General features: G+C 60.1%; 21 protein-coding genes. 17 read left to right on the top strand and 4 right to left on the bottom strand.

What is annotated here, in order from left to right:
- The first annotated feature begins 133 nt into the window (after positions 1-133).
- From prfA to AC6CHO_RS10395, 14 genes are all read left to right on the top strand, one after another.
- Positions 134-1,207 (top strand): peptide chain release factor 1, encoded by a 1,074-nt coding sequence (gene prfA / locus AC6CHO_RS10460; RefSeq protein ID WP_498214942.1) that lies wholly within the window; start codon positions 134-136, stop codon positions 1,205-1,207.
- 7 nt (positions 1,208-1,214) lie between these two features.
- A complete protein-coding gene (gene prmC, locus AC6CHO_RS10455; protein WP_498214941.1) occupies positions 1,215-2,105 on the top strand; it encodes a peptide chain release factor N(5)-glutamine methyltransferase in 891 nt (296 codons plus the stop codon).
- Between the two features lie 12 nt (positions 2,106-2,117).
- Entirely contained in the window at positions 2,118-2,801 is a 684-nt protein-coding gene (locus AC6CHO_RS10450) for an L-threonylcarbamoyladenylate synthase (protein WP_060701287.1), read from the top strand.
- Entirely contained in the window at positions 2,798-3,916 is a 1,119-nt protein-coding gene (locus tag AC6CHO_RS10445) for an MraY family glycosyltransferase (RefSeq protein ID WP_498214940.1), read from the top strand. Before AC6CHO_RS10450 ends, AC6CHO_RS10445 begins: the two co-directional genes overlap by 4 nt.
- A 166-nt stretch (positions 3,917-4,082) precedes the next feature.
- Positions 4,083-4,517 (top strand): hypothetical protein, encoded by a 435-nt coding sequence (locus AC6CHO_RS10440; RefSeq protein WP_498214939.1) that lies wholly within the window; start codon positions 4,083-4,085, stop codon positions 4,515-4,517.
- A 287-nt stretch (positions 4,518-4,804) separates the two neighbouring features.
- A complete protein-coding gene (atpB, locus tag AC6CHO_RS10435) occupies positions 4,805-5,596 on the top strand; it encodes a F0F1 ATP synthase subunit A (RefSeq protein WP_498214938.1) in 792 nt (263 codons plus the stop codon).
- Positions 5,597-5,693: 97 nt separating this feature from the next.
- Positions 5,694-5,906, top strand: coding sequence for an ATP synthase subunit C-like protein (locus AC6CHO_RS10430; protein WP_028268761.1), 213 nt, complete (start codon positions 5,694-5,696; stop codon positions 5,904-5,906).
- Positions 5,907-5,986: 80 nt separating this feature from the next.
- Positions 5,987-6,541, top strand: coding sequence for a F0F1 ATP synthase subunit B (locus tag AC6CHO_RS10425; RefSeq protein WP_060701291.1), 555 nt, complete (start codon positions 5,987-5,989; stop codon positions 6,539-6,541).
- Positions 6,541-7,353 (top strand): F0F1 ATP synthase subunit delta, encoded by an 813-nt coding sequence (locus AC6CHO_RS10420; RefSeq protein WP_146274869.1) that lies wholly within the window; start codon positions 6,541-6,543, stop codon positions 7,351-7,353. The genes AC6CHO_RS10425 and AC6CHO_RS10420 overlap by 1 nt, the downstream gene beginning before the upstream one ends.
- Before the next feature lie 122 nt (positions 7,354-7,475).
- Positions 7,476-9,113, top strand: a complete 1,638-nt coding sequence (gene atpA, locus AC6CHO_RS10415; protein ID WP_060703342.1) for a F0F1 ATP synthase subunit alpha — start codon at positions 7,476-7,478, stop codon at positions 9,111-9,113.
- Between the two features lie 76 nt (positions 9,114-9,189).
- The gene (locus tag AC6CHO_RS10410) at positions 9,190-10,083 is read left to right on the top strand and encodes a F0F1 ATP synthase subunit gamma (protein ID WP_060701293.1); all 894 of its coding nucleotides are present in this window, start codon (positions 9,190-9,192) and stop codon (positions 10,081-10,083) included.
- A gap of 36 nt (positions 10,084-10,119) precedes the next feature.
- Entirely contained in the window at positions 10,120-11,565 is a 1,446-nt protein-coding gene (atpD, locus tag AC6CHO_RS10405) for a F0F1 ATP synthase subunit beta (protein WP_060701294.1), read from the top strand.
- A 2-nt stretch (positions 11,566-11,567) separates the two neighbouring features.
- The gene (locus AC6CHO_RS10400; RefSeq protein ID WP_022876332.1) at positions 11,568-11,837 is read left to right on the top strand and encodes a F0F1 ATP synthase subunit epsilon; all 270 of its coding nucleotides are present in this window, start codon (positions 11,568-11,570) and stop codon (positions 11,835-11,837) included.
- Positions 11,838-11,845: 8 nt separating this feature from the next.
- Positions 11,846-12,274: a DUF2550 domain-containing protein gene (locus AC6CHO_RS10395; RefSeq protein WP_060701296.1), complete on the top strand. Its 429-nt coding sequence runs from the start codon at positions 11,846-11,848 to the stop codon at positions 12,272-12,274.
- Between the two features lie 80 nt (positions 12,275-12,354).
- Here AC6CHO_RS10395 and AC6CHO_RS10390 read toward each other — a convergent pair whose 3' ends face one another.
- Complete coding sequence (locus tag AC6CHO_RS10390) at positions 12,355-12,858, bottom strand: hypothetical protein (RefSeq protein ID WP_498214937.1); 504 nt, start codon at positions 12,856-12,858, stop codon at positions 12,355-12,357.
- A gap of 182 nt (positions 12,859-13,040) precedes the next feature.
- Here AC6CHO_RS10390 and AC6CHO_RS10385 point away from each other — a divergent pair, with 182 nt between their 5' ends.
- Positions 13,041-14,021: an NAD-dependent epimerase/dehydratase family protein gene (locus AC6CHO_RS10385; protein ID WP_498214936.1), complete on the top strand. Its 981-nt coding sequence runs from the start codon at positions 13,041-13,043 to the stop codon at positions 14,019-14,021.
- Between the two features lie 13 nt (positions 14,022-14,034).
- On the opposite strand, the gene AC6CHO_RS10380 is transcribed toward AC6CHO_RS10385, so the two are convergent.
- Together AC6CHO_RS10380 and nucS are read right to left on the bottom strand one after the other, a co-directional pair.
- On the bottom strand, positions 14,035-15,243 hold the full coding sequence (locus AC6CHO_RS10380; RefSeq protein WP_498214935.1) for an N-acetylglucosamine-6-phosphate deacetylase: 1,209 nt from the start codon (positions 15,241-15,243) through the stop codon (positions 14,035-14,037).
- Positions 15,244-15,308: 65 nt separating this feature from the next.
- Positions 15,309-16,004, bottom strand: coding sequence for an endonuclease NucS (nucS, locus tag AC6CHO_RS10375; protein ID WP_444664487.1), 696 nt, complete (start codon positions 16,002-16,004; stop codon positions 15,309-15,311).
- Positions 16,005-16,063: 59 nt separating this feature from the next.
- On the opposite strand from nucS, the gene AC6CHO_RS10370 reads away from it, so the two are divergent.
- A complete protein-coding gene (locus AC6CHO_RS10370) occupies positions 16,064-16,414 on the top strand; it encodes an Rv1322 family protein (RefSeq protein WP_444664486.1) in 351 nt (116 codons plus the stop codon).
- 6 nt (positions 16,415-16,420) lie between these two features.
- On the opposite strand, the gene AC6CHO_RS10365 is transcribed toward AC6CHO_RS10370, so the two are convergent.
- Positions 16,421-17,737 (bottom strand): AI-2E family transporter, encoded by a 1,317-nt coding sequence (locus AC6CHO_RS10365; RefSeq protein ID WP_498214934.1) that lies wholly within the window; start codon positions 17,735-17,737, stop codon positions 16,421-16,423.
- A 161-nt stretch (positions 17,738-17,898) separates the two neighbouring features.
- On the opposite strand from AC6CHO_RS10365, the gene AC6CHO_RS10360 reads away from it, so the two are divergent.
- Complete coding sequence (locus tag AC6CHO_RS10360) at positions 17,899-19,617, top strand: DUF8094 domain-containing protein (RefSeq protein ID WP_498214933.1); 1,719 nt, start codon at positions 17,899-17,901, stop codon at positions 19,615-19,617.
- Position 19,618: the final 1 nt, after the last annotated feature.

Raw genomic sequence — 19,618 nt, 5'->3', positions numbered from 1 at the left:
CTGCCACACCGGCAGCTGGCTGGACGCCATCGGCGCGTAGTGACCCGAAAACCAACTAGAATTTATTCCCAGCAGCCCGCAGCGCCGATCCGGCCCCACTGCGCGGACACCGCCGACAAGGAAGCACACCACCATGTTCGAATCCGTCAAGACGCTACTAGAAGAGCATGCACAGATCCAGGCGCAGCTCTCGGATCCGGCGGTGTACGCCGACCAGGCGCTGGCACGCAAGCTCGGACGCCGCTCCGCCCAGCTCAACGGCATCGTCGAAGCCTACAACCGCTGGCACAATGCCACCGAGGATCTGGAAGCTGCCCGCGAAATGGCAGATGAAGACCCGGATTTCGCCGAAGAGGTCGAGGCCCTGAGCGCTGCAATGCCTGAATTGCAGGAAAAGCTGCGCCGCCTGCTGATTCCGCGCGACGAGAACGACGGCCGCGATGTGATCCTCGAGGTCAAGGGCGGCGAAGGCGGCGACGAGGCCGCGCTGTTCGCAGCCGACCTGCTGCGCATGTACACCCGCTACGCCGAGAACAAGGGCTGGAAGGTGGAGATGATCTCCTTCAACGAGTCCGACCTTGGCGGCTACAAGGACGCCCAGGTGGCCATCAAGGGCAAGTCGAACGACCCGGCTGAAGGCGTCTACGCCCAGCTGAAGTTCGAAGGCGGCGTGCACCGCGTGCAGCGCGTGCCGGTGACCGAATCCCAGGGGCGCATCCACACCTCGGCAGCCGGCGTCCTGGTGCTGCCAGAAGTCGACGAGCCAGAAGAAGTCGAGATCCACCAGAATGACCTGAAGATCGACGTCTACCGCTCCTCGGGCCCCGGCGGCCAGTCCGTGAACACCACCGACTCCGCGGTGCGCATCACCCACATGCCCACCGGCATCGTGGTGGCCATGCAGAACGAGAAGTCGCAGATCCAGAACCGCGAGGCCGCCATGCGCGTGCTGCGCTCGCGCCTGCTGGCCCACCAGCAGGAGATCATCGACCAGGAGAATTCTGCCCAGCGTGCCAGCCAGATCCGCACCATGGACCGTTCCGAGCGCATCCGAACCTACAACTACCCGGAAAACCGCATTGCGGACCACCGCACCGGGTACAAGGCCTACAACCTGGATGCCGTGATGGACGGCGACCTGCAGCCGGTGATCGAATCCTGCATCCAGATGGACGAGGAAGAGCGCCTGGCAGCGCTGGGCGAGTAATAGCGCCTTGGAAGAACTCTCAGCCGTTCGCCACGCGGCGATTGCGGCGCTGGCCAACGCCGGGGTGCCAAGCCCCGGTGTTGATGCCGACCTGCTGCTCTGCCACGTGCTGGGCATCAGCCGCTCGGAGCTCAAGCTCCGCGAGCTGCGCGGCGATGTTTTCCAGGCCGAGCTGCGCGAGCAATTCACCGCGCTGGTCGCCGCGCGCCGTACCCGCATTCCGCTGCAGCACCTGACCGGGGTAGCCCACTTCCGCTATCTCGAGCTGAAGGTCGGCCCCGGGGTCTTCACCCCGCGCCCGGAGACCGAAACCGTGGTGCAGCTGGGGCTGGATTTTGTGGCCGCGCACCGAATCGATGCTCCTTCCTGCATCGATTTGTGCTCCGGCTCCGGGGCCATCGCTGCGGCGCTGGCCAGCGAGCTGCCGGGCTCCAGGGTCTGGGCGGTCGAGCTGTCCGCCGAGGCCATCGGCTATACCCGCGTCAATTGCCTGCCGCACCAGATCACTGTCCTGCACCAGGATGCCACCAGCCTGCCCGGTGAATTCGATGGGTCCATGGATCTGGTGATTTCCAATCCGCCCTATATTCCGCCCAACGCGATTCCGCGCGAGGCAGAAGTCCGGGACCACGATCCGGATATGGCCCTCTATGGCTTGGGCGAGGACGGATTGCAGATTCCTCGGGCTATCAGCGCCCAAGCAATGAAGCTGCTGCGCCCCGGCGGATATTTTGTGATGGAGCACGCCGAAGTCCAGCAGGATTCCGCCGCGGCGATGCTGCGCGAGGCCGGATTCGAGCGGGTGGCAGGCCATGAGGATTTGACCGGACGGGCCCGTGCCACCTCCGGCTACGCACCACACCGAGAAGCAGTACCACCTACGACCCACCGTGCATGAAAGAATGATCCCGTGAGCACAAGATTTTTGGTAAGCAACGAGCAAGAGCATGCAGCTGGAATCACCGCGGCCAAAGCCGCCTTGGCGGACAAGCGATGCATCGTCTTGCCCACGGATACCGTCTACGGGATTGGCGCCGACGCTTTCAGCGCCCAGGGCGTAGCCATGCTGCTGGCAGCCAAGGGGCGCGGGCGCACCATGCCGCCACCGGTACTCATCGCGCAAACTGCCACCATGGATGGACTGGCCCGGGACATCCCGGATGCCGCGCGGAAACTGGCCGAAGCTTTCTGGCCTGGCGGGCTGACCCTGATTTTGCAGGCGCAGCCGTCGCTGACCTGGGATCTGGGGGAGACCCGCGGCACCGTTGGGCTGCGTGTCCCAAATGATGAGACCGCCCTGGAACTGCTGCGCGAAACCGGCCCGCTGGCTGTTTCCTCGGCCAATCGCACCGGCCAGCCCGCAGCCTTGGATGCCGATTCGGCCATGGAGCAGTTGGGCGAATCCGTTGACGTCTACCTTGACGGTGGTTCGCGCGGCGAGAATTCGGCCGACGCCCTGCCTTCGACCATCATCGACTGCACCGGCGAACACCTGAAGGTCGTTCGCTCTGGCGCGATTTCCATCGAGGAACTGCGTGTTGTCGTCCCCGAGGTGCTCGACCTGGGACAGGACGCCCCAGGCCAGCGCGCATGAGAATATACCTTCTGCTCATCGCCTTCAGCTTCACCGCCTCATATTTGCTGACCCCCATGGTCCGTTCGCTGGGCCAGCGGTACACCGCGAACCAGATGCTGCGCGAACGCGACCAGCATCAATCGCCCATCGTGAAATTTGGCGGCGTGGCCATCATCGCTTCCTTCGGCATGGGCATTTGGCTGGCGAGCAATTTCCACTTCTTCCGCGGAGTCTTCGGCGGCCAGGCAATCCAGGGCCTGAGCCTGGCGCTGCTGGTGATCCTGATCCTTGGCCTCGCCGATGACATGTTCGATCTGCGCTGGTGGATCAAGCTCCTGGGGCAGATACTCATTGGGTGGCTGATGGCGACGCACGGGGTCCTGATCCAGTCGCTGCCTGTGGGCTCGTGGCAGATCAAGGAACAATGGCTGCAGGTTGTTGTCACCATATTCCTGATTGTCCTGACCATGAACGCCATCAATTTCTCTGATGGCCTGGACGGCTTGGCCGCCGGCCTGGCAGCTATCGGTGCTGCCACCTTCTTCGTGTACTCCTACGTTCTGGCGACGCATGTGAGTGCCGATGACTATGCGAATCTCGGCGCGCTGCTGTGTGCCCTGTTGCTCGGCGCCTGCCTGGGCTTCCTGCCGCACAACTTCAATCCCGCGAACATCTTCATGGGGGAGACCGGGGTGCTGGCTATCGGCTTGATCCTTTCGGTGGCCGCGATCGCTGTCACCGGGGACGTGCAAGGACTCGAAGCCCGCCGGTTCCGCAATATCCCGGCTTACATGCCCATGCTTTTGCCGATGGTGATCGTGTTCCTACCAGTTCTGGACCTTGTACTCTCGGTCTTCCGCCGCCTGGCCAACAAGCGCTCACCCTTTTCACCGGACTCGAAGCACATCCACCACCGGATGCTGGCCCAAGGCCACTCGGTACGCCGCGCGGTGATCCTGCTCTACCTGTGGGCCGCCGCGATCGCAGTTTCGGTGGTGTCCATTGCCTTCATTCCGGTGTTCCTGGTGATCCCCATGGCACTGGTCCTCTTCTTGGCTGCGGCCATCGGAACGTGGTGGCCATTGGTCGTTCAGCGAGTTGGCGCTCTGCGCAAGCGCCTGGGGCATGATTAGCTTCACCAAATGGCCGAGTAATCCACAAGCAAAGTCTTTCTATCTCGTGTAGAATTCAAAGTAGATCTTCTTCCGGGAGCTCTTTTTGGGCGAGCGGAAGTTTCAAGTTTCATCAGCATCGTGGGTGCACGATGGTCCCTCGGATTGCCGAAGAAAGGTTGCGGACGTGACTTCCAGTTCTGCCCGCATCAGCACTTCCTCAGCTCCGAAATCCATCTGGTTGCCGATTTTGGCTTTGTCACTGGTGTATTCGCTGATCGCAACGGCCGCATTTTTCCTGATTTCGTGGTTGTTCGCTGATCTTCGCTATGCACTGTCGGGCGCATTGGCGGCCGGGGTGGTTATTGGCTTTTTTGCCATTGGCATTCTGATCGCCGAAGCTGCAGGACGAATTCGCCGCTCGTGGGCCATGCCTGCGTTTTTGGGCGCATATGTCATCAAGGTTTTTGGTATCGCCTTCGTGTTGTTGAACCTGGGTTTGCCCGAATGGGTTAACCGACAGGGATTCGTTCTTGCAGCAGCTATCTCACTCGTTGCCTGGCAGGTTGGCGAAGTTCGAGCCTTCATGAAGGCTCGGCTGGCAATCTACAACGAGGACTAGGGAGTACCGGCCGGCGAATGTGTCGGAAGGATGCTGTGAGTTTGATAAGCTTACTACGGGTCATTTTTAGCTGAACGCTGGTTTTGCGTGAGGCTGGATACAAATGCGCTTGCGGGGAAACCTGCAGGTGGCACCTCATCAGGGTTGATGCCTCCGGCAACAGCTGTGGTGGGATCCCCGTTTGATCTTTTCTTCACACGGTGAGAGGCAGTTTCCGCCAGTCACCGCCTTTTGCCCGTGACCGTTACTGCAGAGAGGACAGCGCGTTGTTCGCGTTTGCGCTCCCAATGGCCTCAGAAGAAGGCGGCTTCATTCCGCCATCGGTGTCCGATACCCACCTCCCAGAGATTTTCCCTTGGGCAGCTGAGTACGGCACCGGTTTCGGCAAGCAGATGCTCATGATCGTTTTGTCGATCGCGCTCATCACTTGGTTCTTCACCATGGCCATCAAGAACCCGAAGCTGGTTCCAGGCAAGATGCAGTACGTCGCTGAATCCGGTTACGCCTTCGTGCGTAACGGCATCGGCCGCGACATCATCGGCGAGAAGAACTTCCGCCCGTGGATTCCGCTGCTATTCGCGACTTTCTTCTTCGTACTGCTCAACAACCTCTTCGGCGCGATCCCGTTCTTGCAGCTTCCATCGTTCTCACACGCTGGTTCTGCATACGCGATGGCCATCATTATCTACGGCACCTGGATTGCTGTAGGCCTGAAGAACCACGGTATCCGCTTCTTCAAGCTGGCCGTCACCCCACCGGGTGTCAGCCCAGTGATGTTGATTCTGCTGGTGCCGTTGGAAATCATTTCTAACTTCATTGTCCGCCCGCTGACGCACTCGCTGCGTTTGATGGCAACGATGCTGGCAGGCCATATCATTGTGATGCTGGCTGCTTCAGGTGCACGCCACTTGATCGTCGTCCAGGACTCGCTGGCACTGAATGGTGTTGGTGTTCTGGTCATCGCAGGTTCCGTGGCTATGTACTTCCTGGAATTGTTGATCATGGTTCTGCAAGCGTTCGTGTTTACGCTGCTGACCGCGATCTACATCCAGGGTGCAATTGAAGCCGACGCCCACTAGGCCATTTCTTATTTACTAAATCCCAAATGTTCTTCCTTGAACGATTCAAGGAAAACCTCACAACCTACCGGCAAAAAGCCGGTATCTTGAAAGGAAAATTCGCATGAGCGGCTCCCTGAACATGATCGGCTACGGTCTGGCAGCAATTGGTTCGGCTATCGGCGTGGGCTTGATCTTCGCAGCGTACATCAACGGCGTTGCACGTCAGCCAGAAGCACAGCGCATCCTGCAGCCAATCGCAATGCTCGGCTTCGCACTTGCTGAAGCACTGGCCATCCTTGGCCTGGTTTTCGCCTTCGTTATCAAGTAAGTCCTTCCCGGCTGTAGTGGCCTCGCCACTATCGCGAGGCATACACACAAGTGGAAACTAATAGATAAGGAATGGTGAGAATGAATAGCACTGACTTCATCCTCGCTGCGGGCGAATCGGTCAACCCGCTGATGCCTAACCCGTGGGAAATTCTCGTCACGGGCGTTGGCTTCGCGGTCCTCCTTTTCATCGTCATCAAGGTCATCGCTCCGAAGTTTGAGCAGTCCTATGAAGATCGCGTCACCGCGATCGAAGGCGGTCTTGAAAAGGCCGAGGCAGCGCAGAAGGAAGCAGAGGAGACCTTGGCGCAGTACAAGGCCCAGCTTCTGGAAGCACGCACCGAAGCAAACCGCATCCGCGAGGAAGCTCGCAGCGAAGGCGCTCAGATCCTTGAAGATCTGAAGACCAAAGCAACCGACGAGGCTACTCGCATCAGCGAGCAGGCTCAGCGCCAGATCCAGGCAGAGCGCGCAGCCGCTCTGTCCTCGCTTCGCACCGACGTGGGCACCTTGGCCACCGAGCTTGCAAGCAAGGTTGTTGACGAAGCTCTGAAGGACGATGCCCGTGCACAGCGCGTGGTTGATCAGTTCCTGAACGATTTGGAAGCTCAGCAGAACGCAGGTGCATCGAACTAATGGCAAGTGTATCGAGCGAGTCATTGGCAAAGGCCTTGGAGTTCTTGGAACCCAAGCTGGCACTGGCATCTATTGAGCTGCCAAAGGAACTGTTCGCGGTCCTGGAAGTACTGGATGCAAATGCCGGTCTTCGCCGAGCACTGACTGATCCAGCCCGTGAAGATGCCGAAAAGGCAGGCCTCTTGGCTCAGCTACTGCACGGAAAGGTCTCGGCTGCCGCTGAGGACACCGTCGCCCAGCTGGCTTCAACCCGCTGGAGCTCGGAACGCGACATTAGCGATGCGCTCGAAACGCTGGCTGTCACTGCGGCTACCGCAGTGGCTGAACAGCAGGACGGCGCTTCAGGGCTGAACAAGCTGGAGCAGGATCTGTTCTCCTTCATCGAGGTAGTCCGTGGAAACCACGAACTGCAGCGTGCGTTGGATGATGCACAGGCCCCAGTTGAAGCTAAGCGCGCACTTGCGCTCAAGCTTGTGCCTAACGCGTCGCAGACCTCGCAGGTTTTGATCTCCCAGGCAGTTTCGAACCCACGCGGTTTGAAGCCTGCAACCCTGGCCGAACGCTTCGTTGAACTAGTTGCCAAGCGCCAGCAGCGCTGGATCGCGACGGTGACCAGCACTGTGGAGCTTTCCGAGGCTCAGCGTTCGCGCCTGGAGACCAGCCTGAACAAGCTATATGGTCGTCAGCTCAAGCTCAACACCGCTATCGACCCATCGCTGGTCGGTGGACTGGTAGTAAAGGTTGGCGACGAAGTTGTCGACGCTTCCGTGGCATCGCGCGTGGCGGATTTGCGCCGCGCACTGGCTAGCTAGGACTTCTGCCAGGAGCTAGCTCCTGGCAGTTGTTCCGGCTCGCCGGGACCAACACAGACTTCATTCACATCGATCCACCATTCTTGAGGGTGGATCACAATTTAGGAGAGCAGGGACTGCAGATGGCCGATTTGACCATCAATGCCAACGACGTCCGCAATGCCCTAAACGAGTTCGCATCTTCCTACGAACCGGGTAAGGCAGAGCGCACCGAGGTGGGACGCGTCGTCGCCGCGAGCGACGGCATCGCCAGAGTGGAAGGTCTTCCTTCCGTTATGGCCAACGAGTTGCTGAAGTTCGAAGATGGCACCCTGGGCCTGGCCCAGAACCTCGATACCCGTGAAATCGGTGTCGTTGTGCTTGGTGACTTCACCGGCATCGAAGACGGCCAGAAGGTAGAGCGCACCGGCGAGATCCTTTCGGTTCCAGTCGGCGACGGCTACCTCGGCCGCGTTGTTGATCCATTGGGTGAGCCACTGGACAACATGGGCCCAATTGCCGCTGAAGGACGTCGTGCACTGGAGCTCCAGGCACCAGGCGTGACCCAGCGCAAGAGCGTTCACGAACCATTGCAGACCGGCCTGAAGGCCATCGACGCAATGATCCCGATCGGCCGTGGCCAGCGTCAGCTGATCATTGGCGACCGCCAGACCGGTAAGACCGCTATCGCGGTTGACGCCATCCTGAACCAGCGCGACAACTGGGCAACCGGTGACGAAACCAAGCAGGTTCGCTGCATCTACGTGGCAATCGGCCAGAAGGCATCGACCATCGCCGCCGTACGCCAGACCCTCGAAGAGCAGGGCGCCCTGGAATACACCACCATCGTGGCTTCCCCGGCATCTGACCCAGCAGGCTTCAAGTACTTGGCACCATATGCAGGCTCGGCCATTGGCCAGCACTGGATGTACGGTGGCAAGCACGTTCTGATCGTCTTTGATGATCTGTCGAAGCAGGCTGAAGCCTACCGCGCCGTGTCGCTGCTGCTGCGCCGTCCGCCAGGACGCGAAGCCTACCCAGGCGACGTCTTCTACCTGCACTCCCGCCTGCTTGAGCGTTGCGCCAAGCTTTCGGACGAGCTCGGTGCAGGTTCGATGACTGGTCTTCCAATCATCGAGACCAAGGCCAACGACGTGGGCGCGTTCATCCCGACCAACGTCATCTCGATCACCGACGGCCAGATCTTCTTGCAGTCGGACCTATTCAACGCCAACCAGCGCCCAGCTGTCGACGTGGGTATCTCGGTATCCCGCGTTGGTGGTTCGGCACAGGTCAAGGCCATGAAGAAGGTCTCCGGTACCTTGAAGCTTGAATTGGCTCAGTACCGCGACATGCAGGCCTTCGCAATGTTCGCTTCGGATCTGGATGCCGCTTCCAAACAGCAGCTGACCCGTGGTGCACGCCTGATGGAACTGCTCAAGCAGGGCCAGTACACCCCATACGCTGTTGAGGATCAGGTCGTTTCGATCTGGGCCGGCACCAACGGCTACCTGGACGATGTCCCGGTTGAGGACGTACGCCGCTTCGAAGCTGAGTTCATCGACTACCTGCGTCACCGCACTGACGTTCTGACCGTGATCGGCCAGACCGGCAAGCTGGAGAACGAGACCTTGGAAGCCATGAAGTCCGGCATCGCCGACTTCAAGGCCGGCTTCTTCGGTGCAGGCAGCGATCAGCTGGTTGCCGCTGGCCACGAAGAGCACGACGCTCTGAACGCCGAGTCCGTTGACCAGGAACAGATCGTCAAGCAGAAGCGCTGACAATTTTCTTGTGCTGAAGTTGCGGCGCCGGTGACGGCGCCGCAACAACAGCACAGGGGATAAGGAAAGGACACACATGGGAGCCCAGATTCGGGTCTACCGCCAGAAGATCGGATCGACCAAGTCGATGCGCAAGATCTTCAAGGCGATGGAACTGATCGCTGCATCCCGCATTGGCAAGGCACGTACGCGTGTCGCGGCATCACTGCCGTACGCCAATGCGATTACCCGTGCAGTAACCGCCGTCTCGTCCCAGGCCGATGTCGAACACCCACTGACCACCGAGCCGGCGCAGGTACGCCGTGCCGCGGTCTTGGTGATGACCTCGGACCGAGGACTTGCCGGGTCCTACTCCGCCAGCGTTCTGAAGCAGGCAGAGCACCTCGTGGAACTCCTGCGTGAAGAAGGCAAAGAAGTCAAGACCTACCTGGTCGGCCGCAAGGCACAGGCTTACTTTGATTTCCGTTCACGCGAGTACGCCAGAGTGTGGACCGGGGAAACTGATTCTCCGCGTTTCGAAACCGCACACGAGCTGCGAGACGTCCTCCTGGAGGACTTCAACACCGACTACGAAGAGGGTGGCGTGGAAGAAATCCACGTCGTCTACACCCAGTTCAAGTCGATGGTCACGCAGGAACCGACGGTCATCCGTCTGTTGCCGTTGGAGGTTGTCGAGGATGAATCCGAGACTCCAACCGACGAGCTGTTGCCACTGTACGAGTTTGAGCCATCGGCGGAAGAAGTGCTTGACGCGCTGCTTCCTCGGTACATCGAGTCTCGATTGTTCAACTGCCAGCTGCAGTCCGCAGCCTCCGAGCTTGCTGCACGCCAGCGGGCAATGAAGGCCGCAGGCGACAACGCAGGCGAACTGATCAAGAAGTACACACGATTGCTTAACAATGCCCGTCAGGCTGAAATCACCCAGGAGCTTTCGGAAATTATTGCCGGCGCCGACGCGCTGAACGGCTAATTCCCGCTAACTCCGACCAGACAAGAAGTGAGAAAGATGACTGCCCAACTCAACGAGCAGGTTACCGCAGGGGCCATCGGTCGCATCGCGCGCGTGACTGGCCCGGTCGTGGACGTCGAGTTCCCAGCCGATGCACTGCCTGCTATCTACAACGCACTGACCGCTGAGCTGACCCTCAACGGCGAAACCAAGAAGATCACCTTCGAAACCAGCCAGCACCTCGGTGAGGGCCTGGTTCGCGCGGTATCGCTGCAGGCCACCGACGGCCTGGTCCGCGGTACCTCGGTGACCGATACCGGCGCTGCGATCTCCGTCCCTGTTGGCGACGGCGTCAAGGGCCACATCTTCAACGTATTGGGCGATGCCCTGGACGTTGACAACTCGGAGATCCAGGTCACCGAGCGCTGGCCAATCCACCGCCAGCCACCTAAGTTCTCTGAACTTGAGGGCTCGACCGAAATGCTGGAAACCGGCATCAAGTCGATCGACCTTCTCACCCCGTATATCAAGGGTGGAAAGATCGGCCTCTTCGGCGGCGCCGGCGTGGGCAAGACCGTTCTGATCCAGGAAATGATCACCCGTGTTGCACGTAACTTCGGTGGTACCTCGGTATTCGCCGGTGTGGGCGAGCGCACCCGTGAAGGCAACGACCTCTGGGTCGAAATGGATGAGGCCAACGTTCTGAAGGACACCGCCTTGGTGTTCGGCCAGATGGATGAGCCACCAGGAACCCGTCTGCGCGTGGCACTGTCCGCACTGACCATGGCGGAATACTTCCGCGATGTCCAGAACCAGGACGTGCTGCTGTTCATCGACAACATCTTCCGCTTTACCCAGGCCGGTTCCGAGGTGTCGACCCTTCTGGGCCGCATGCCTTCCGCCGTGGGTTACCAGCCGAACTTGGCCGATGAAATGGGTCTGCTGCAGGAACGCATCACCTCGACGAAGGGCCGCTCGATCACCTCGATGCAGGCTGTTTACGTCCCGGCCGATGACTACACCGACCCGGCTCCAGCAGCAACCTTCGCCCACCTGGATGCAACCACCGAGCTGTCGCGTGAAATCGCGTCGCGCGGTCTGTACCCGGCAATCGATCCGCTGACTTCGACCTCGCGAATCCTGGATCCGCAGTACATCGGCCAGGATCACTACGATGTAGCCATCCGCGTGAAGGCTATCTTGCAGAAGAACAAGGAACTGCAGGACATCATCGCGATCCTCGGTATCGACGAACTGGGCGAAGAGGACAAGATCGTCGTTGCCCGTGCACGTCGCATCCAGCAGTTCCTGTCGCAGAACACCTACACCGCAAAGCAGTTCACCGGTGTCGAGGGTTCGACCGTTTCCATCAAGGACACCATCGAAGGCTTCAAGGCCATTTGCGATGGCGACTTGGACCACATCGCAGAGCAGGCGTTCTTCAACATCGGCGGTCTGGACGACGTCGAGCGCCAGTGGGCCGAAATCCAGAAGGCTAGCTAATTATGGCTGAGCTTCAGGTCGAAATCGTCGCGGCCGACCATTTCGTGTGGTCCGGCGCTGCGAAGCTGGTCAAAGCTCGCTCGGTAGACGGCGAGATCGGAGTTCTGCCCGGTCACGTTCCGATGCTGTCGGTGCTTGCCGCTGGGGATCTGGAAATCGAACCGGTTTCCGAGTCCCGCTTCTCGGTCCAGGTCGACGGGGGATTCTTCTCCGTCGAGTCGGACCGCGTAGTGATCGTTGCTGACAACGCTGTGCTTGGTACCGCAGCGTAGGCGATGAATTGTTTGAGATAACCGCACCAGTTCTAATCGCGCTGCTGATCCTGATCGGCATCGCCTTGTTCTTCGGCGCCATGGCTGTGCGCCGCATTCAATTGCGGCGCACGCTGGGCACCTTCGATGCCTCCATCCGGACTCCCCAGGGACAATGGATGATGGTCATTGGCCGCTACGGCGGGGGACATGTAGACCTGTTGCGGTTTTTCTCTGTTTCACCGGTGCCGCGATTCCAACTTGAGCGAAGAGGGCTGGACATCAGCGGAACCCGTCGCGCCACAGACGATGAAGCCTCGCGGATTCCGCCAGGATTTGTTGTGGTGATGCTGACCCGGAACGGGGATGAGCTGCTGCTGGCCATGGACTACCGTGACTACACCGGTTTCTCTGCCTGGCTTGAAGCCGGGCCGATTGCCGGAAGCTGGCAGATCTAGAATTTCATACGCAAGAGCCGCCGTGACCTCAGGGTCCACGGCGGCTCTTTTGTCCCTAATCTTCCTGGTTGCACTGCACTCTATTCGCTGCCAACGCCCGACGTGGCGTAGATGGTGACCCAGAGCGGGGTATCCTGCTCGTCAAGGACTTCTACCTCAACGGTGTATCCGTGATCTTTTTGACCGGCCTTGACGAGACTTGCCGTACCGGGGTTCAAAGAGCAATCGCCCTTGGATTCAAGACCGTCGTCTACGAAACGCGTGTTCCACTGGCTGTTGCCTGCACATTGGACGGACACACCCAGCTGCGTGTAATTATCCGGAATGGGAGCAACGCTAATGGTCGTGCTGCCCTTGGCTCGCAACTGCTGCAGTATTTCCAGGGGCTCGCCGCCTTGTTTCAGGGTCTTTTCTTGATTCTCAAAGATGTCTTCAGAACTCGGGTAGGTGGCTTCTGGGCTAGTAGCCTCTTCTGTTGCGGGAAGAGTCGTTTCGGCTCTATTGCTTAGATTTGTACAGGAACTGAGCCCTATCGCGGCGAAAAGCAGCGACGCACCGACCAGCGATCTTTTAAGTGCTTTCATTTTCACAGGCTATAGCCTGGGCTAAATAAATACTACGTCTTCCCTTTAAGTCTCCAGCTGGAATGCCAAGCGGATGGGAAGATGCCATCGGCATAGTGATACTTGAGCTATGAGCTGCTCGAAGGGTTGTGCCCTGCGCGATCGCACTAGGCACCAATGGCTTACGGTAGTTGACTGTGTGCATGGGAAAAATCTTGGTACTTGGTGGCACCGCATGGCTGGGCCACGAAATCACGCGACAACTGGTGGCTGCCGGCCAAGACGTGACGTGTCTAGCAAGGGGCCGGTCCGGAGGCGTGGTGCCCGGCTCCAAGCTTGTGAGCGCCGATAGGAGCCTGCCGCGGGCCTACGATGCGATTCGGGATGTCCATTGGGATGAAGTCATTGAGTTGGCTTATGAGCCACAATTAGTGGCCGGAGCCCTCGACGCCCTGTCGGAGAATGCCAAGCATTGGATCCTGGTTTCATCGATCTCGGTGTACAGCAACCAAGGGCAGCCCGGAGATGCAGAGGATGCAGAAGTATATGAACCAGTCGATCTGAGCCACTATGGCCATGCGAAAGTTGCCGCTGAACGCGCAAGCAGCCGAGCGCTCGGGGAGCGCTTGCTCATCGCCCGCCCTGGCTTGATTGCCGGGCCGGCTGATGGCAGCGATCGTTTTTCCTATTGGGTCGCTGCCATGGCCCGGGCAGGCAATGAACCGGTCATCATTCCGCCAACAACCGGACGACAGGTTCAGGCCATTGATGTCCGCGACCTCTCAGCGTGGATCACTCGGGCAAGTTCGCATCGGCTCACCGGCACCTACAACGTCTTGGGTACCGCGTATCCCTTCGCCCATTTCCTGGAAACCGCCGCCAGGGTGGCGGAGTTTGCCGGCGAAATGATTATGGCCAAGGACGACTGGCTCCTCGGGCACGGCGTCAATTACTGGGCCGGTCCGCGATCACTGCCCCTATGGGTTCCCCTTGAAGACTACGGCTTCAGCGATCGGAACAACGATAAATATCGGCAAGCGGGTGGTCAAGAACGAAATTTGGATCAGTTGCTGCGCGAGGTGCTGGAGGATGAAAAAGCGCGCGGGCTTAACCGAGCTAGGCGGTCAGGGCTGAGCAGGGCCGAAGAACTGGAACTCCTGGAGGCCCTGCGCGAGACCCGCTGAGCTCGCGGCTGGCCTACAGGTATTGGCCCTTGCGGATGGCCTGCACCAGCTGCAGGTCCTCGTCGAGCACCAGGGCATCGGCGGCAAATCCGTAATGCAGGGAGCCAACCTCGTCGGCCAGGCCGATCAGCGAAGCCGGGACGGTGGTCGCAGAGCTCACCGCCTGTACCAGGGGCACCCCGGCTGCCACCGCATGCCGGAGTACCTGCAGCAAGGTGGAGGTGCCGCCTGCCAATGAATTATCGCTGGCCAGACGGGCCTGTGAATCAACGACGTTGACCTGTTGCGGGCCAAGCGTGTACTGGCCGTCGGCAAGTCCCGTAGCTGCCATGGAGTCGCTGACAAGCAGGACATTCTCGGCACCGACCAGGCGGTAGACCAGGCGAACGGTATCGGGGGACAGGTGCACCCCGTCGGAGATCAATTCCACGAAGGCGTTGCGATTGGCCGCTTCTTCAAGGCAGGCCGCCACCGGTCCCGGTTCACGGTGGTGCAACGGCGGCATGCCGTTGAACAGGTGGGTGACTGTTGGGCGCTCGGTAAAGCCATCTACGCCGGCGCTGAGCAATTCTTCGCGGGCATAGCGCAGCGAATCAGCGGCAACCTGGGCCGAGGCGTTGGTATGGCCCAGCGAGGGAACGACACCGTGGGACACCAGCTGCTCGATCAGCTCCTCGCTGCCCTCCAGCTCTGGCGCATAGGTCATGGTGCGCATCTGGCCGCGGCTGGCGGATACCAGTTCGGTGACGAACCCCGGATCCGGCAATTGCAGGTAGCGAGGGTCTTGGGCGCCGCACTGGGTTTCGGAAAGGAAAGGCCCTTCGGCATGAATGCCGGCAATGGCGCCGGACTCGGCAAATTCCGCCAGCAACTCGGTGGCTTCGATCATGGAGTTCGGCTCCGCAGTGACCAATGAGGCAAGCAAGGTGGTGGTGCCTGAGCGATGGAGGTACTCCAGGGCGCCGGTGATGCTGGAATGATCTGGTGCCGAGAAATCGGCGCCAAGGGCGCCGTGGCAGTGCAGGTCCACCAGGCCTGGGATGATGGTGGTTCCCGCTGCCAGCTCCCGGATTTCATAGTCGGCTGCATCGGGCAGCGCAGCAAAACCATCTTTGTTGCCTGCGAAGCTGATTCGATCTCCATCCACGGCAAGTACGCCGTCGGTGACCTTGAGTCCATCGGAAATCAGGGTGGCAATAAGGGCGTAGCGCGTCGATGTCATGTTCCCAGCTTAGAAGACAGAACGCCCTGAGTCATCGACTCAGGGCAATTGTTCTTAAAGCGGGGTTAGAAAAGCCGGCCGGCAGAGTCGTCGACACCGCGCATGGCGTCATAATCCAAAGTCAAGCAGCGAATTCCGCGATCTTCGGCGAGCGTGCGCGCCTGCGGCTTGATCTGCTGCGCGGCGAAGATGCCGGTTACCGGCTTCAGCAGCGGATCGCGGTTGAGCAAATCCAGGTAGCGCGTGAGCTGCTCTACGCCATCGATGTCGCCTCGGCGCTTGAGCTCTACCGCGACGGTGGCTCCCTTGGCATCGCGCGCCAGGATATCCACCGGGCCGATGGCGGTCATGTATTCGCGGCGGATCAGCTTGTGGCCGTCCCCGAGCAGGTCGATCTGTTCGGCGAGCAGGCGCTGGAGGTCTGCTTCCACGCCGTCCTTGATCAGGCCCGGGTCGGTGCCCAGAATATGCGCCGAGTCATGTTCGAAGCTGTGGAAGTTGATGGTCAGCTTGTCATCGGTCTTGGCGCTTGCCACGGTCCAGGTGGAAACGGCGCCCAGTGCTGCGGCATCTTCATCGGGTATTCCCTCGCGGAGAGTCAGCGGAGGGTTCATCCAGTTCAGCGGCTTGTAGCTGCCGCCATCGGAGTGGATGAGCACCGAGCCGTCGGCCTTGACCATCACCAAACGAGTCGCCAACGGAAGGTGGGCTCGAAGACGGCCCTCGTAATCTACTGAACACTTTGCAACCACTAAACGCACCTCACACACTTTACTAGCTGGTTGCGTGTTGCGCGGGGAGATACGGCATGATTAATGACATGCCACGTTCAAACCGTCCGCGCCGTTCGAAGAATCCCCGTCCCGGCAAGGCGCGGAATCATGATGAAGAATCAGAGTATGAAGCTGGCGCCGATGACTGGCTGCAACGCGCTCGTTTCGGCGTGGTGCGGTTGCAGGACGCTCCCGATGGCCAGTGGCACGTACGCAAGATTGCACCGCTGAATGCCAATAAGGCCTATATCTGCCCCGGATGCCACCAGAAGATTGGCGTCGGGGTCGGGCATGTGGTGGCGTGGCGGGCAGATCACTGGTCCGGCAACGACGCGGCAGCCTCGGCTCGGCGGCATTGGCACCCGCACTGCTGGGACACGCGGTCCTACCGCTACTAGTTGCCGCTAGCGGCGGTCCTGGCGTGCGATGAAGACTTCGCGCAGCAAGATCATGGCACTGGCCGCCACCGGGATCGCCATCAAGGCGCCGGTAACCCCGGCCAAGGTTCCGCCGGCAATGACCGAGATGACTGCGACGGCACCAGGAACGGCCACCGCCCGGCGCATGATGCGAGGCGATACGAAATAGGCTTCCACCTGCAGGTAGCCGAAGTAGCAGATCGCATAGATCAAGGCGGTCTGCCAGCCCAGGGACAGCGTCACCAGGGTGACCAGGATTCCGGCAATCACACCGCCCACGAGCGGAATGAACGCCAGCATGGCCACCAGCAAGGTGAGCAGCGCGGTGAAAGGTACGCCGAGAATGGTCATCAAGAGCAGGGCGACCAGCGAGTTTAGAACCGCCACAGTCGCCTGGCCCATGACGTAGTTGCCCACCGAGCGGGTAATTCTTTCGGCGAGCTCTGTGACCCTCTCGCGCTTGGAGCGCGGCGCCAAGCGCAGCGAGAAGCCCATCATGCCCGGCAACGAGGCCAAGAAGTAGATGGCCAGCACCAGGACAATCAGTACGCCGAACATCGACTGGGCTACGGTTTGCGACACGCCAAGGACGCCGCCGAAGACATTAGTCACGGCCCCGGAATCTCCGAAGAAGCGGTCCACCTCGGTGGTCACGCGCTCGGAGAGCGCATATTGCTGGTCGATTTCGCGCACCCATTGGCTGTTCAAGAAATCGGCAACGATATCAGGGGCACGGGTGATGAAGGTGGTGATCTGGTTGACCAGTGTCGGGATGATCAGCGCCATGAAACCGCCGAAGATGCCCAGCATGCCCACCATGGTGGCGACTACGGCCAAGGGGCGGGATAATCCGCGGCGCATCAGGAAGCGGACTACCGGATCCAGGCCGAGCGCAATGAACAAGGCAATGGCGATCCAGGTCAGCAGCGAGCCAACATTGGCCAGCACGTAGTAGCCGCCCAGGGCCAAGCCCACGCCGATGGTGGCCAGGAAGCCCATGGAAATAGGATGCAGCACCGGGAAGGGGTCGAAGGCCTCTTCCGACTGGTGATCGGGAACTTCGCCCAGGGCGGCGGTGCGGGCGGGAGTGCTGAACATTTTTGCCAGGCTTGCACCGAGGCGCCGGGCCAGCGTGCCTTGCGGCTGCGCGGCCTGGTTTTCAGCGCTATTTGGTCCACCCGACGTCGTTTCCGGGGAATTCACAGGTTCCGAAACGCCCGGCGGTGATGAGGGGGAGGGCGTGCTGGCACGATCCCCGGGGTCGCGGGGATCGTGGTGCTGGCGCTGCTGATCTGGCTCCATGGCACCGAGCATATCGCGGGTGAGAGGTGAATATGTGTTTCAAGACATTGAGTTAAAACACCAATGAGCCACTTCACAGCCCCGGAACGGAACCATGTTCACGCCGAACTCGTTAGACTTGGGAATGAACTGCAGTAAGACGTAGGCGAATAGGTGAACTCGTGCGAAAAGTAATCTCCGTGATCGCGATGCTGCTGGGGGCTGCGGCCCTCCTAGCCGGCATCGGACAGAAGACCTTTTGGGCCCCGCCCGAAACGGTCACCGCTTCCATGCCGCAACTGGACGGCGAGGCGCCGCTGACCTTGATCGAGCCCTCGGTCAATGACCCGAAGGTCGCACCGGTTGAACTGGTGATCAAGACCAAGGGCGAATTCACTGCATCTTTGGGACGCAGCTATGACGTGGATGCGTGGGTCGATGACGCCGCGCATGTGTCGCTGACCGGTATCGATACCGTGAACCACAAGATGATCGCCGAATACGTTGATGGCGAAGCCGAAGTGCCCAACCCTGCAGGCGATGACATCTTCTTCGATTCGCAAAGCGCTGACGGCACCATGACCTACCGCTGGACTGCTCCAGATTCCGGCGACTGGTCCCTGCTGCTGGCTGCTGGCGGAAAGGACGCTGCTCCAGTGGATATTTCGGTAACCTACGCCAACGACGACGCAATGCCCTTCGCGCTGCCATTGATCATTGCCGGCTCATTGCTGCTGGTCTTCGGGCTGGCCCTGCTGGTGATGCGTCCGGGCAAGCCAAAGACCGGCTCGAACGCCCAGCACTCCGTGGCCGCGGCAGCCGTTGTTGCCCTGGCCCTGTCCAGTGTCACCTTGCCGATGCAGCCCCAGGACGAATCCAGCGCATCGCCTTCCGAATCTGCTGCCAAGTCTGGCGATGCCAGCTCCAGCGCCGCTTCCTCGGCACCTGCCGAGGAATCCGGCTCCGGTTCCGCCTCTGCCTCGGAAAGTGAAGAGGAGCCGGTCGCGTTCCCGGTGCTGACCGAAGAGCAGCTCAAGAGCGTTCTGGCAGATGTCCAGAAGCAGGTCGGCAACGCCGATGAAAAGAACGACACCAAGGCCTTGGATTCCCGCGCCGCAGGTGCCTTTAAGTACTTGCGCGGCAAGCGCTACGACATGCTCAAGGACGAGTTCAAGGTGGATAAGCCGCTGACCCTGAACACACAGGTTCTGCGCTCGGCTGCCGTGCCAAATGCCAGCGAGGCAAAGTTTCCCCGTGTGATCTCCGTGGTGACCGCCAAGGACAACGACGCCAATACCCTGCCGCAGGCCCTGACCCTGGTCCAAAAGAGCGCACGGGATAACTACAAGGTTGTTTTCGCAGGGCAGATGCTCCCTAACTCCTCCTTCCCTGGCATTGCCGTGGGCGACCCGGCCACCAAGCAGTTGACCGCTGATGCCAAGGATTTGCAGATGACGCCGGAGAAGGCCCTGGAAGCCCTCGGTGATGTGCTGACCAACGAGGATTCAAAGCAAAAGGGCAAATTTGCCGAGTCCGAGTTCATCAAGGCCATTCATGCGGCCCAGAAGTCCGAGTCCGAGAATGCCGACGAGGCCAAGGTCAGCTACAAGCGCTCGGTCACCAAGGGCGACACCTTCGCGGTATCCACTCCAGACGGTGGCGCTATCGTGGCAGGCAAGCTGGATAACAAGGCCTTGTTCGAGCGCACCGAAAACGCCGATCCGCTCAAGAGCAGCGACAAGCTGACCGAGCAGCTGCTGGGTTCCAGCTCCTCCAACGGCAACGTGGAGAGCACCTACGCTGAGCCGGTGATGTTCTATATTCCTGCCAATGGTTCTGAAGACAAGATCCAATTGATCTCCGCTGACCAAGTCCTGCTCGACGTAAAGGAAGTTGACTAGT

This window comes from Glutamicibacter sp. GQ173 (genome assembly GCF_059759215.1).
The sequence above is the reverse complement of the archived record's forward strand: the minus strand, read 5'-3'. Positions and strand labels throughout refer to the sequence as shown.